Annotated in this window: 12 protein-coding genes and 1 pseudogene; 9 read left to right on the top strand and 4 right to left on the bottom strand. The window is 68.3% G+C overall.

Translation table 11 applies throughout. The annotated features are described in order from the left end of the window. Positions 1–11: 11 nt before the first annotated feature. Genes SPOPO_RS27215 through SPOPO_RS0102280 form a run of 4 tightly spaced genes read right to left on the bottom strand, consistent with a single transcriptional unit; the run spans position 12 to position 1,327 of the window. Positions 12–422: a hypothetical protein gene (locus SPOPO_RS27215; protein ID WP_211210837.1), complete on the bottom strand. Its 411-nt coding sequence runs from the start codon at positions 420–422 to the stop codon at positions 12–14. A 41-nt stretch (positions 423–463) separates the two neighbouring features. Further along, the gene (locus tag SPOPO_RS35815; RefSeq protein WP_033384870.1) at positions 464–772 is read right to left on the bottom strand and encodes a metal-sensitive transcriptional regulator; all 309 of its coding nucleotides are present in this window, start codon (positions 770–772) and stop codon (positions 464–466) included. Further along, positions 769–1,020, bottom strand: a complete 252-nt coding sequence (locus tag SPOPO_RS34110) for a DUF2933 domain-containing protein (protein WP_156869498.1) — start codon at positions 1,018–1,020, stop codon at positions 769–771. Before SPOPO_RS34110 ends, SPOPO_RS35815 begins: the two co-directional genes overlap by 4 nt. A 46-nt stretch (positions 1,021–1,066) precedes the next feature. Then, positions 1,067–1,327: an SHOCT domain-containing protein gene (locus SPOPO_RS0102280; protein ID WP_019873161.1), complete on the bottom strand. Its 261-nt coding sequence runs from the start codon at positions 1,325–1,327 to the stop codon at positions 1,067–1,069. 698 nt (positions 1,328–2,025) lie between these two features. Between SPOPO_RS0102280 and SPOPO_RS27200 the strand changes: the two genes are divergently transcribed. The 9 genes and pseudogenes from SPOPO_RS27200 to SPOPO_RS0102230 all read left to right on the top strand — a co-directional run bounded on the left by SPOPO_RS27200 (position 2,026) and on the right by SPOPO_RS0102230 (position 11,885). Then, entirely contained in the window at positions 2,026–2,220 is a 195-nt protein-coding gene (locus tag SPOPO_RS27200; protein WP_211210835.1) for a DUF2933 domain-containing protein, read from the top strand. A gap of 145 nt (positions 2,221–2,365) precedes the next feature. Beyond that, a complete protein-coding gene (locus SPOPO_RS0102270; protein WP_051098261.1) occupies positions 2,366–3,976 on the top strand; it encodes a multicopper oxidase domain-containing protein in 1,611 nt (536 codons plus the stop codon). Between the two features lie 187 nt (positions 3,977–4,163). Then, complete coding sequence (locus SPOPO_RS32230; protein ID WP_019873158.1) at positions 4,164–4,556, top strand: antibiotic biosynthesis monooxygenase family protein; 393 nt, start codon at positions 4,164–4,166, stop codon at positions 4,554–4,556. A 154-nt stretch (positions 4,557–4,710) separates the two neighbouring features. After that, positions 4,711–5,869, top strand: a pseudogene (locus SPOPO_RS31895) (heavy metal translocating P-type ATPase); the annotation flags it as partial. A 1,136-nt stretch (positions 5,870–7,005) separates the two neighbouring features. Continuing rightward, entirely contained in the window at positions 7,006–7,476 is a 471-nt protein-coding gene (locus SPOPO_RS27185) for a L,D-transpeptidase (protein ID WP_019873157.1), read from the top strand. Between the two features lie 182 nt (positions 7,477–7,658). After that, entirely contained in the window at positions 7,659–8,132 is a 474-nt protein-coding gene (locus SPOPO_RS27180; protein WP_019873156.1) for a L,D-transpeptidase, read from the top strand. A 356-nt stretch (positions 8,133–8,488) separates the two neighbouring features. Beyond that, complete coding sequence (locus tag SPOPO_RS35000; protein WP_211210834.1) at positions 8,489–8,839, top strand: DsbA family protein; 351 nt, start codon at positions 8,489–8,491, stop codon at positions 8,837–8,839. Next, a complete protein-coding gene (locus tag SPOPO_RS32225; RefSeq protein ID WP_019873154.1) occupies positions 8,836–9,840 on the top strand; it encodes an ABC transporter ATP-binding protein in 1,005 nt (334 codons plus the stop codon). Before SPOPO_RS35000 ends, SPOPO_RS32225 begins: the two co-directional genes overlap by 4 nt. A gap of 170 nt (positions 9,841–10,010) precedes the next feature. After that, positions 10,011–11,885, top strand: coding sequence for an ABC transporter permease subunit (locus SPOPO_RS0102230; protein ID WP_245541684.1), 1,875 nt, complete (start codon positions 10,011–10,013; stop codon positions 11,883–11,885). Positions 11,886–11,973 lie beyond the last annotated feature (88 nt).

Genomic DNA, 11,973 nt, shown 5'->3' with positions numbered 1-11,973 from the left:
GACAGGATTCGTCAGTGCCCGTGTTCGTCGGTGGTCACCCCGGGCGCCGACGGCGCGGGCGAATCCGATCCGCCGCTGATCGCCGGTCCCAGGACGAACGCGGACAGCGAGAACATCACCGCAAACACTCCGAGGCCGATCGCCGGCGCCCGCCACGACCCGAACCGCCGGTACAGGCGGAGCAGGAACGGCACCGAGGCCGCCAGGCCGATCGCGCCGAACAGGGCTGTGCCGCCGGAGCCGGCCACCAGCGCCGTTCCTGCCAGCAGCCCGATGTGGTGCAGCACGTGTGGGGCAAGCCCGAGGACAGCGCCGAGGGCGCCGGTGACCGCGTTCCACAGCGCGCGCAGGCGGTTGGGATGATCTCCCGCGAGGGGTGCCGCCCCAGAAGGCGTGACGGCGACAGGCGTCGGTGCAGACATTGCTGGCTCCTTCGTCGACGACCGGCCGGTGAAGCGGTCGGTCAGTGGTTGCGCACGTAGCGGCGGAGCGCGGCGAGGAGCTCGGCGACCTTCTCCTCCGGGTCGCCGGCCTCGATCGCTTCGCGCACGCACGAGTTGACGTGGTCGGTGAGCACCAGCAGCGCGACCGCGTCCACGGCCGCGCTGACCGCCGACAGCTGGTCGAGCACGTCCACGCAGTACCGGCCATCGGCGTGCATCCCCGCCACCCCGGATAGCTGTCCCGAGGCCTTGCGCAACCGCGCTTGAATCTCGGCCTCGTGATCGGCCCCCGGCCTACGGAGCCGGCTGGTCGGGGCCGTCTGGGTCACCGTCGGTGCCCGTCACCGCGCACGGCGTCGGGTTCGGCCGGGTCGTCCTTGCGCAACGAGACGATCTCGTGCTCCAGCTCGGCAATGCGCCGGTCCCGTTCGTTATCCGAGGCCGGGTCACGGACGTGGTCGTCGTGCCCGGTGCCCGCGTGCCCGGCCTTGTCACCCCCGCCATGCATCCCGCGCATCATGAAGACCATCATCAGCGGGCAGGCCAACAGGAATAGCAACGGCCATAGGTTCTGCATCGTCCTCACGTCCCTTCGTGTCGAGAGTTCGTCAGCTGACTGTCCGTCAGGCTGTCTTGCTGGTGCCGTGCAGCACCGCGCGGCGACGGACGAACTCGTCCTCGTCGATCTCCCCGCGGGCGAACCGTTCGGCGAGGACCTCATCCGGCGTCGGGGTAGCCGAGCTCGCCCCGATGCCGCGAGAGTTGCGCCCGTCACCGGCGCGGGCCAGATAGACCACCAGGGCGATCAGGCCGCCCCAGAAGAGCAGCATCATCAGGGTCATCGCGGTCCAGTCCCGCGTGCTCCAATCGCCGCCGTGCCACATCGGGCTCACCTCCCGGTTCCCCGGAATCTCCCGGGAACTGTTCGATTCACTCTGTTCCGCCTACCCCTACGGGGTTAGAGCAGGACGCCCTCACGGGGATGGGCCGATGGTCCGCGACCTGACATGCCACCTGGCCCGGCATCGGGGCGTGGGGTGCCTCGGCGGGTAGGCGGCGGACCGTCGCGGCACGCACGCGCCGGGCGGTTGCCGAAGGCAGGCGGCGTACCTTGCGGGCGTCGCGGCACGGGCGGCCGGACAACGATGCGTCGAGCCTTTCCCCGCGCGTCGGCCACCTTCGCCCTGCTCTCGTCGCTCATGACCATGCACGGGCTCAGCGGGGATCACGACCTGCACGGCTCGTCAACCACGGCCGCCCTCGCCCACGCATCGACTTGCGCGGGCGGGCCGAAGCTCTCGAGGTCATCGTGCCCTCCGGCCGCGGCAGCTCAGGGTTGCTTCCACCGGTTGAACCCGGTCAGTTTCGCGCCCACGCCTTCGCTCGATCCCGTCGACTGAACCCTGGGCAGACCCCACATCACATCTCGGGCCTAGCGGCATTGGGCAGTCATGCCGATCGGCCCTGAGCGGCGGGGGTAGGGGAGAGCGAGGCTTGCTGCAGGCCGGAAAGACCGGCGCTCGGCACGCGTGGATGAGAGATACCGGAAATGATGACCAGGAACGCCTACACCGTCTATGCAGTGGCGCTCACAATCGGGGCTGTGGTGGCCGTGTGGGCGGGTCTGCCCCCGGCGTTACTCCTCGTGCTGCTGGTGTGCCCGCTGATGATGTTCGCCATGCACGGCATGCACGGCATGCACGGCGGTCACGCGGGGACGCGCGGTGAAGGCCATGGCCGCGACCACGCCGATGACGGCGCCCGACGCCAAAATTGACGGTCGGCGAGGGGCCATCGAACGGTGTCATCGACCGCGGCCTCCCGCTGCGCCGTGGCTCCCTTGGCCAGCGCTTTCCGCGTGGCGAGATCGACCCCGACGACTACAAGCCCGCCGCACATGCTGCCCGCGGGTCCGCTGAGCGATGCCCCAGCCACCGCGCGGGCATGATCGAAGGAAAGGGAATCACGTGAACGCAGTCAGCCGGCGGACGGTTCTTCTGGGGTTGGGCAGCGTGGGAGTACTCACCGCCGGCGGGCTCGGGGTGCTGAAGGCGACCAGCGACTCGTCGTCCGGGGGCCTGGTGGCCGCCGACGGGGAGGACGTGCGTCGTGCGGAGAAGGACCGCCGCCCGGCCGGGCAGCGGGTGGTCACCGCGGATCTGCGGGTCCAGCCGGCCAGGGTTTCCCTTGGGGGCCTGGTGGTTCCCACCTGGGTGTACGGGGACTCCGTTCCCGGACCGGTGATCCGGGCCAACGCCGGCGACCTGCTTCAGGTGAAGGTGGACAACAGACTCGAGACCGAGACCAGCGTCCACTGGCACGGAATCGCGCTGCGAAACGACATGGACGGCGTGCCCGGGATCACCCAGAGCCCGATCAAGGCCGGGTCCGCGTTCACCTACGAGTTCACCGCACCCGACCCGGGCACGTACTTCTACCACCCGCACACCGGCGTGCAGCTCGACCGCGGCCTGTACGGGGCGCTCATCGTGGAGGACCCGGCCGAGCCCGGCGCCTATGACCTGGAATGGATCGTCGTGCTCGACGACTGGATCGACGGCACCGGCACAACCCCCGACGACGTACTGAAAGAACTGCAAGCCCCCAACGGGTCCCCGAACGCCGGCGACATGGGCGGCATGGACATGGGTGACGACTCGGCTGGCATGGACGGGATGGACAGCGGCTCGATGGGCGGCATGGGCGGCATGGGGAGCAGTGGCGAGACCATGCAGTCCGATCTGCTCGGAGGGGCCGGGGACATCGCCTACCCGCACTACCTGGTCAATGGCCGCACGCCCGACGCGCCTGCCATCCTGACCGGCAAGGCCGGGCAGAAGGCCCGCCTCCGGGTCATCAACGCTGCCTCGGACACCGCGTTCCGACTTGCCCTCGGCGGTCACAGACTGAGCGTCACCCACAGTGATGGCTTTGCGGTGGACCCCCAAGCGACCGACGCCGTGCTGGTCGGCATGGGCGAACGGTACGACGTGGTCGTGACCCTGGCCGAGGGGGTCTTTCCGCTGGTGGCCTCGGCCGAGGGCAAGAAGGGTCAGGGCCTCGCGGTCGTGCGCACCGGGGGCGGCGGCCTGCCGCCGGCGGAGGTCCAAGTACCGGAGCTGAGCCGGCAGGTCGTCCTGAGCAGCGATCTGGTCGCCGCCGAGGCGGTTCGGCTGCCCGCCAAGGCGCCCGACCGGCGCGTCGAGGTCACCCTCGGCGGCACCATGGCACCGTACCGGTGGACCATCAATGGCGAGACCTTCCCCGACGCGAAGCCTCTCGAGATCTCCGAGGGGGAGCGAGTGCGGTTGCGATTCCAGAACCGCACCATGATGTTCCACCCGATGCACCTGCACGGCCACACCTACGGCCAGGTGCGCGGCGGCGCTCGCAAGGACACCTCGATCGTGCGACCGATGCAGAGCGTGGAGGTCGACTTCGACGCCACGAACCCCGGTCAATGGGCGATCCACTGCCACAACATCTACCACGCCGAGTCCGGGATGATGACCACCGTCTCCTACCGCAGTTGACGGGCCCGAAGCACGATCCGAATCCGTACGCCGTGCCTGAGTTGCAGCACGCCTGGTGCCGGTGAACGCGGGGGCCCGGATCGATCCTTTCCGATCACGCGACGCGCGGTCGCCCGCTCACCGCTCACTGCTCACTGCTCACTGCAGCGACGATCCACCAAGCGCACAGCCAATGAAGGAGGCCCCAATGTTCATCGCTCTCATCCGATTTCCAGAGGTACCCGTCGACCGTGACGCGGACTTTCAGGCCTGGTTCGCCTGGTCGAACCGGGAGTTGGCCGGCGCCGACGGACTGCGCAGTCGGCGGCTCTTGCGCACCGCCGCGGGCCAGTACGCCGGATTGGTCGAGCACGAGTCCTCGGCCAGTTTCGCCGCCATGCACGCGGCACCGGTCGTGACCCAGATCCAGGCTCGGCTGCACGAAATCGTGCCGGTCCCGCCCCAGGCCACGGAATTCGAGGTCCTCTCCGAACCGGACACCGGCGGTTGCTGCGGCGACGCGGGAACAGATCACCACCACGGGTCCTTCGAGACAGGCGAAGCCGCGGCCGCGGGATGCAGTTGCTGTCACGCAAGTTGAGGCGGCCCGCCCCGCACCACGGTCCCCGGGAACGCTCTGACGGCGGGTAACAGTCGGTTAGGAAGGAGAAGTCGTCGTGACGCAGAACGTCGAAACCGCGGTCCTGCAGGTGGGTGGTGTGCACTGGGCGACGTCCACCAGGGTCGTGGAAGCGATGCTGCGGCGGCGACCCGGGGTCCTCACGGTGCGGGCCAATGCCGTCTCCCAGACCGCGACGGTCACCTACGACACGACACGGACCTCGGTCGCCGACTTGGCGCAGTGGGTCCGCGACTGCGGCTACCACTGCGCAGGCCGTGCGGTGCCTGATCACGTCTGCGACCCGATGTCGGAGCCGGCGGCGCGTGGCGTCAGCCACCAGGGGCACGCATCCCATACCGAGGCCCACCCCGGCGACGCGACGCATGCCGGTAAGGAGGCGCACGCCGGTAAGGAGGCAGCGCCTGCCCGCCACGAGGCGCAGGCCCGCCACGAGGCGCAGGCCGGCCACGAGGCGCAGGCGGGCCACGAGGCGCAGGCCGGCCACGAGGCGCAGGCGGGTGAGCGGGCGCATGCCGGTCACGCGGCCCGGTCACCGCAGGAGGCGATGGGTCATGGCGGCGGACACGCGGGGATGTCCATGGCCGACATGGTCCGCGACATGCGTAACCGGTTCCTGGTCGCGGCGCTGTTGTCGGTACCGATCCTGTTGTGGTCGCCGATCGGTCGGGACGTCCTCGGGTTCTCCGTCGGCGCGCCGTTCGGCCTCCGCGATGATGTCTTTTCGCTGCTGTTGAGCCTGCCGGTGGTGTTCTACTCGGCCTGGATCTTCTTCGACGGCGCCTACCGGGCGCTCAGGGCGCGGACCCTGGACATGATGGTTCTGGTGGCGGTTGCGATCGGCGCCGGCTGGCTGTACAGCCTTGGCATCACCCTGACCGGTGGCGGGGAAGTGTTCTACGAAGCGGCCTCGGTGCTGGCATCGTTCGTGCTGTTGGGCCATTGGTTCGAGATGCGTGCCCGTGGCGGCGCCAAAAGACGCGGTCCGTACGCTGCTCGAGCTTGCGCCGCCAATGGCGCTGGTGCTGCGCGACGGTGAGCCGGTGCAGGTGCCTACCGCTGAGGTGGCCGTCGGCGAGCTGCTGCTGATCCGGCCCGGTGGGAAGATCCCCGTCGACGGCACCGTCGAGGACGGCGTCTCCGAGGTGGACGAGTCCATGGTCACCGGCGAGAGCCTGCCGGTGGGCAAAACGGCCGGGTCGCAGGTGATCGGCGCGTCTATCAACACCACCGGCACGTTGCGGGTGCGGGCCACCAAGGTGGGATCCGACACCGCCAGGTGCTGTCGGTCGGTGTTCCTGGTGGCGGAGCTTCTCTGGGACATGATGGTCCGTCAGGACACAAACCCACCTGGCATTGTCCGTGGGCGGACGTGACTGGACGTTGCCGGACGCGGCCGCCGTCCGGGGGTCAGTTCCGATGCCGTTGACACCCTCTGCCTCAACCGCAGGATTGCCCCGAAGCCAGGCCCGGCGGCTGGTGGCGCAGCTCGAAGTCTTCGGGCCACGCGGTCACGCTCGAACTGATCGCTGAGTCAGCATCACTGAGCATCCCCGGAGCCAGCGCAGACTCCCGGGCCGAGCACGACCCGTTGACATTCGGGTGTGCCCAGGGTTCGGGTGATTCCTTCCACTGCGAGCCCACGGTCTCGGGGACGGACCGAGCCGCGGACGTTCGAACGGAAGTGCGTTATAGCGCTGCCCCTGGGGATGCTAGGGCTCCGACTGGTGGCGTCGCCGGGCCAATTCCTTAGGCATCCCGGCGAAGAGGTACGTGACACCCAGCAGCAGGATCACGGCGAGGATCAGCGCCCACCGGACGCCGCCCTACCAGGTCGCGAGCGCAATCAGCGCGGTAACATCGATCCCGAGCGTCCAGGCGAGGAAGCGCGTTATCGTGCGGCGGTCTTCAGGGTGCATGGCTCAAGCAAACACCGCCAAGCCCGCAATGTCGCCGCACTCCCAGCCGATGATCGGGTGCCACCTCAGCCAGGAGACCACCGAGCACGTCGACGAGGCAGCCTCAGCCCGGTGGCCTTGTGGACCGCCTGGCAACCGCCATCACGCGTCAGGAGGGGCAACGGCCACCGACCCAGACGTTCATCCCGCCGACGTCCCGGTGCCCGGGCTGATCGGGCGGCGAGGTGTGGGCCGACAGGGTGGCGACGCGGCGCGGCATCACACCGCTGACCGGTAGGACGCGCACCCGTACGCCTCTGCGATCAAGGTCTGGACCCGCCGGGACAACCGCGGAAGATCTTCGCGTCTTCGGGTCAACCGGACAGCGTCGCAAATCGTCGTACCGCATGTGGACGAAACAACAGATCTGGTGCAAATCGCACATCCGGCATAGCGTGGCTGTCCCCAGACGCGAACATAACTCTGGTTTTGGATCATCAAGGAGTCGGTAAATGGCTTCCAACCGCAAGCGCGCCGCGGGCGTCGGGCTCGCAGCAGGCGCCCTGATTGGCGCTTCGTTCATCGCCATACCGTCCGAGGCCTCGGCTCGCCCGTCGGTCTGCAACACCGGACGCGTCATTTGCGTCAACAAGTCGACCCGCCAGCTCGCGCTGGTCGTGAACGGCCGGACGGTTATCGCGATGTCCGCCCGGTTCGGTTCGGTGAGCCGTGGGCTACCCACCCGCGAAGGCCTGTTCCGGGTGTACTGGAAGAGCGTCGACCACGTCTCGAGCCTTTACGGCACGCCGATGCCGTTCTCGATGTTCTTCAGCGGCGGCCAGGCGATCCACTACTCCGCGGACTTCGCGCGCAACGGGTACGCCGGCGCGTCCCACGGGTGCATCAACACCCGCGACTACTCCGCGACCCGTGCGCTGTTCAACGCTGCGCCGACCGGGACCAAGGTCTACATCCACTGGTGATCAACCAGGTCACCTCGCCGGTGATCTGGGATTGATCCTCAGCTCAGCGACACGCCAGCCGACCGGGCAAGGGCTGAGTGATCGTTAAAGCCGTGCCGGACATTTGGCAATAACAGCTGAGTCGTCTGTTCCGGTGAAGAACACTCGGGTGGTCTGACGACCACCCGAGGAGCACACCGCCCATGGTGTCGAAGTCCTTCCGCGCGACGGTCGCGGGCTTGGCGTGTACCACCCTGATCGGCGCCGGCCTCGTGACCGCAAGCCCGGCCGAAGCCCGGCCCAAGATGCCGCGGCCCTGTTACACGGGCAAGATCATCTGCGTCGACAAGTCGCAGCGGCTCATCCGTCTGCTGGTCAACGGCAAGACGATCGTGCGTCTGGACGCCCGCTTCGGCGCCCGCAGTACGCCGACCAACAACGGCATGTTCCGGGTGTACTGGAAGAACGCCGACCACGTCTCGAGCCTCTACGGCAGCGCGATGCCGTTCGCCATGTTCTTCAGCGGCGGCCAGGCGATCCACTACTCCTCGGACTTCGCCCGGCGCGGCTACTCCGGCGCCTCCCACGGCTGTGTGAACACCCGCGACTACAGCCGGATGCGCACGCTGTTCAACAACACCCCGACCGGGACCCGGGTGTACATCTACTACTGGTGATCATGGCGGACCCTCAGCGCTTTCCTCCAGTAGGAGCGGCGGAGAAGTCCTCGTTGAATCGGCATCAGCCGTCCGTGTTTGCGGACGGCCGATGCCCTCTCCGATAACGACGGAGATCACGGCGCGCACCGCTGGCCCCATCGCACTCGGTGCTATTGCTCTGGCCTGGGCGCTCACCGTCGGACACCCCGGCCCGGGCCGACGGCTCCGGGGCCGCGCGACCCTAATCAGCCGGCTCCGACCGCCAGACGAAGGTGGTCGCTCGCGGAAATGGGGCGCCCAAATGCCGGGCGGTCGGCGGTGAGGCTTTGAACTACTATGCTCCATAGCAGCTGCCCGGGCCGGTGTCTTGCGTCATGGCCGTCTCGTTGCCATCGAGGAATTTCGTGAAGTCGCATGAAGATGTCGGTCGGGTTGGTGGCGGCTTTCGTGCTCGCGATCGGCCCTTGCTCGTCGAGGAAAGATCGGCGGCGATTCCGACGCGAGCCGGACGGGGTGGCGTGCGCGTTGTGTATTCCCCGCTGCCGGTGCACCTCAACGCCCAACGCGCGGCGGAGGCGCCAGCGCGGCCCGGCAAGTTCGAGCACGCGTACGTGCTGATGTACGTGAACCAGAGCCAATGGGGTGAGCGACGCGTCCCCCACGAGGCCAGCTTCCGTGCCGGCCTGGAGGACGTCTTTCTTACATTGCCCGGGTGCTCAGCATGAATACCGCGGCGAAGGCCTCCCAGTCCGCCTCGGTCGGCGCCGACGCTCGTGGCGCCCCGCTGCTGACGGTCCGGAACCTGACCCGGCGTTACGGCACGCGCACCGCCGTCGACGACGTCTCGTTCACCCTCGGGCCCGGCATCACCGGTCTGCTCGGCCCGAACGGGGCGGGCAAGTCCAGCTTGATGACCTGCATGGCAGGGATCGCCGCGTGGGATTCCGGGTCGATCCGCATCGGCGACGCCGACGTGGCCCGCAATCCGCGCGCGGCCCGCAAGCTCCTCGGCTTCATGCCCGAGCGGGTCGCGTTCCCGAACGAGATGCGCGTGACGGAGTACCTGAATTTCGCGGCCGAGGCCAAGCGGATCCCGCGCGGCGAACGAAGTGCGGCCGTGGAGCAGGCGATCGCCAGGACCGGGCTCGGCGCGGTGCCGGACCGGATCGTCGGCAACCTGTCCAAGGGCAACAAACAGCGGGTCGGCATGGCGCAGGCGCTGATGGGCGACCCGCTCGTGACGATCCTCGACGAGCCGATGAACGGCCTCGACCCCCTCAACATCCTCGACATGCGGGCGATGCTGCAGGAGTACGGCCGCACCCGGTCCGTGATCGTCTCCACCCACCTGCTCACCGACGCCCGGCTGATGTGCAACAACGTCCTGGTGATGGCGCGGGGCAAGCTGGTCTACCGGGGAGCCCCCTCGGAGATGGCCGAGGGTAGGGGCCACGCGGTCCGCGTCCGCGTCCGTATCCACGACAAGGTCGAACCCGCCGCGGAAGACCTGATCGAGGGCACGTCGCTCATCGATGTCGCGCTCGACGAACGAGGTTGCACTGCGCTGGTGCAGGCCCGCGACGACGTCGCGGTCGCGGCGCTGGTGCAAGCGTGGTCGGCGAAGTGGCCGGTGACGACCGTCGAGTCGACGGCGGACAGCCTCGAGGAGGCCTTCCGTGAGGCCGTCCTGGGCTCGGTCGTCGCTGGTGTGGAGGAGTCGGACTGATGCGCACCCTGCTCAAGCGCGAGCTCATCTCGCTCGCCCTCTGGCCCGCGACGTACCTGATCGCGGCCGCCTACATCGTGATCTCCGGGATCCTGTTCATTGATCTGGTGAGCTCGAACGACTCCGCGGACCTGGAGTCTTACTACGCGAACACGGTCAACACCCTGCTCGTGCTGTGCCCGATCCTTGGTGCGCGGTCGATCGCGGAGGAGCGGGCGAGCGGGGCGCTGCAGATCTCGCTGGCCTGGCCGATCTCGCGGTGGGCCATGGTCGCCAGCAAGTTCATCGCGAACACGGTAATCACCTGGCTGATCGTCAGCGTCTCCTGGATCTACTACGTACGGCTGGACGCGATCGCCGAGCCCGAGTTCGCCCGCTCGCTCGGCGGCTGGCTCGGCTTGCTGCTGCTCTCGGCCATGTTCAACGGGGTCGCGCTGGCGATCTCCTCGCGGATGAACACCTCCGTCGGGGCGGCGTTCCTGTCCTTCGTCGTCCTGCTCGTGCTGCGGCTGATCTCGTTCCTGCCAGAGAACCTGCGGGGCAAGGTCGACCAGTTCAGCCCACTCGACCGGCTGAACCCGATGCTCGACGGTGTGCTCCCCGCCGAGGACATCGCCTACTTCCTGGTGCTCGCCGTCGCCGCGCTGTCCATCGCCGTGTACAGCCTCGGCCGTCGCCGCGCCGGTTCCGACCGACGGGTGATCGCCCTGCGGGTCGCCGCGGCGATCGGCGTGACCGCCTTCGTGGTCGGGACTCCCGCCATGGCGGGTTCGACCTCTGGCGAGATCGATCTGACCCCCGGCAAACGGGACAGCGTTTCGACGGCCACAAAAGAGCTTCTCGCCCGGATCGGCAATGTCCCGATGACCCTCACCGCGTTCTCGCCGTCGGCCGGCCTGGAGGCGAGCCAGGCCCGCGCCACGGTGCAAAAGTACGCGGCGGCGGGCGCGAACATCGAGATCAAGATCATCGACCCGGACATCTCGCCGGGGCTGGCCCGGGCATCGGGGGTGGTCGACTACAACGACTATGTGCTGACCGTGGGCGGGACGTCACAAGAGATCGACGCCCTGGTCGAGACCACGCTGACCGCCGCGATCGCGCAATTCTGGGAGACCGATCCACCGCTGGCCTGCTTCACCCAGGGCCATGGCGAGCGCCGGATCAACGACGTCCAGCCCGAGGGCCTGACCTCCTTCGCCGCGCGTCTGCGCTTCATGGGCTGGAAGACCGGGGAGGTATTCCTCTCGGCGAAGGGCGCAGCCGAGTTGCTCGGGGGATGCGACGTCGTCCTCGTCCTGGGCCCACGGTCGACGATGCCGCCCGCCGATCTGCGGCTGCTGCAGAACTACGCGCGGGCCCAGGGCCGGCTCATCGTCGCCGCAGACTCTGTGCGGGGTGACATCGCCCAGCTCAATCAGCTCCTCACCCCGTGGGGGCTGGAGTTCCTTACCGAACCGCTGCGCGACTCGGATTCACTGGCCGACGACCCCGCCGCGATCATCTCTTCGCGCTACCCGCCGGCATCCCCTGTAGTTGACACCTTGAACTCGGATGGCACCCCAGTGGTGTTCAGTAACACGCTGGCCATCGACCAGGTCGGCCCCGGCGGGGCCGAAGGTCCTCAGATTGCGCCGCTTGTCCAGAGCAGCCCGAAGAGCTACCGGGTTGACGCGGATGGCACGCGGATCCCGCAAACCGAGGGCGTGCACACCCTCGCCGGGTTCACCGACCTCCCGGAGCGGAATGCACCCGGTCAGACACCGACGCTGAACGGCAGCCGGGTCGGCGTGCTCGGCACCGCGGACGTCGCCTCGAACGGCTATCAGAAATCGTTCGGCAATCAGGAGCTGTTGATCCGCCTCACTCAGTTCATCGCCGGCGAGGACGTGATCATCTCCGCCTACCGCGAGGTCGGGCAGAAGGCGCAGTTCCAGATCACCGGGAGGCAGCGTAGTTCGTTGATCCGCCAGACGGTTGTGGTGCCGACGCTCGCCGCGCTCGCGTTCGTTCCGCTCGTGTACTTCCGGTTGAGGCGAGGATGAGGCGCGGTCTTCGGCCTCGCCGCCCTCAAGATCCTGCTCCTCCGGGTGTCGGCTTGCGGCCTTCGTTGGGGAGCAACGGTCTGATCGG

Origin of the sequence: Sporichthya polymorpha DSM 43042, assembly GCF_000384115.1 — a bacterium.
GTDB classification, from domain to species: Bacteria; Actinomycetota; Actinomycetes; order Sporichthyales; family Sporichthyaceae; genus Sporichthya; species Sporichthya polymorpha.
Note: the sequence above shows the minus strand (reverse complement) of the source record. Positions and strands in the feature narration are given on the sequence as shown.

Coding starts and splice junctions, on each gene's coding strand:
- SPOPO_RS27215 (WP_211210837.1), bottom strand. CDS start 422: ATGTCTGCACCGACGCCTGTCGCCGTCACGCCTTCTGGGGCGGCACCC.
- SPOPO_RS34110 (WP_156869498.1), bottom strand. CDS start 1,020: ATGCAGAACCTATGGCCGTTGCTATTCCTGTTGGCCTGCCCGCTGATG.
- SPOPO_RS0102280 (WP_019873161.1), bottom strand. CDS start 1,327: ATGTGGCACGGCGGCGATTGGAGCACGCGGGACTGGACCGCGATGACC.
- SPOPO_RS0102270 (WP_051098261.1), top strand. CDS start 2,366: ATGCCCCAGCCACCGCGCGGGCATGATCGAAGGAAAGGGAATCACGTG.
- SPOPO_RS32230 (WP_019873158.1), top strand. CDS start 4,164: ATGTTCATCGCTCTCATCCGATTTCCAGAGGTACCCGTCGACCGTGAC.
- SPOPO_RS27185 (WP_019873157.1), top strand. CDS start 7,006: ATGGCTTCCAACCGCAAGCGCGCCGCGGGCGTCGGGCTCGCAGCAGGC.
- SPOPO_RS27180 (WP_019873156.1), top strand. CDS start 7,659: ATGGTGTCGAAGTCCTTCCGCGCGACGGTCGCGGGCTTGGCGTGTACC.
- SPOPO_RS35000 (WP_211210834.1), top strand. CDS start 8,489: ATGGCCGTCTCGTTGCCATCGAGGAATTTCGTGAAGTCGCATGAAGAT.
- SPOPO_RS32225 (WP_019873154.1), top strand. CDS start 8,836: ATGAATACCGCGGCGAAGGCCTCCCAGTCCGCCTCGGTCGGCGCCGAC.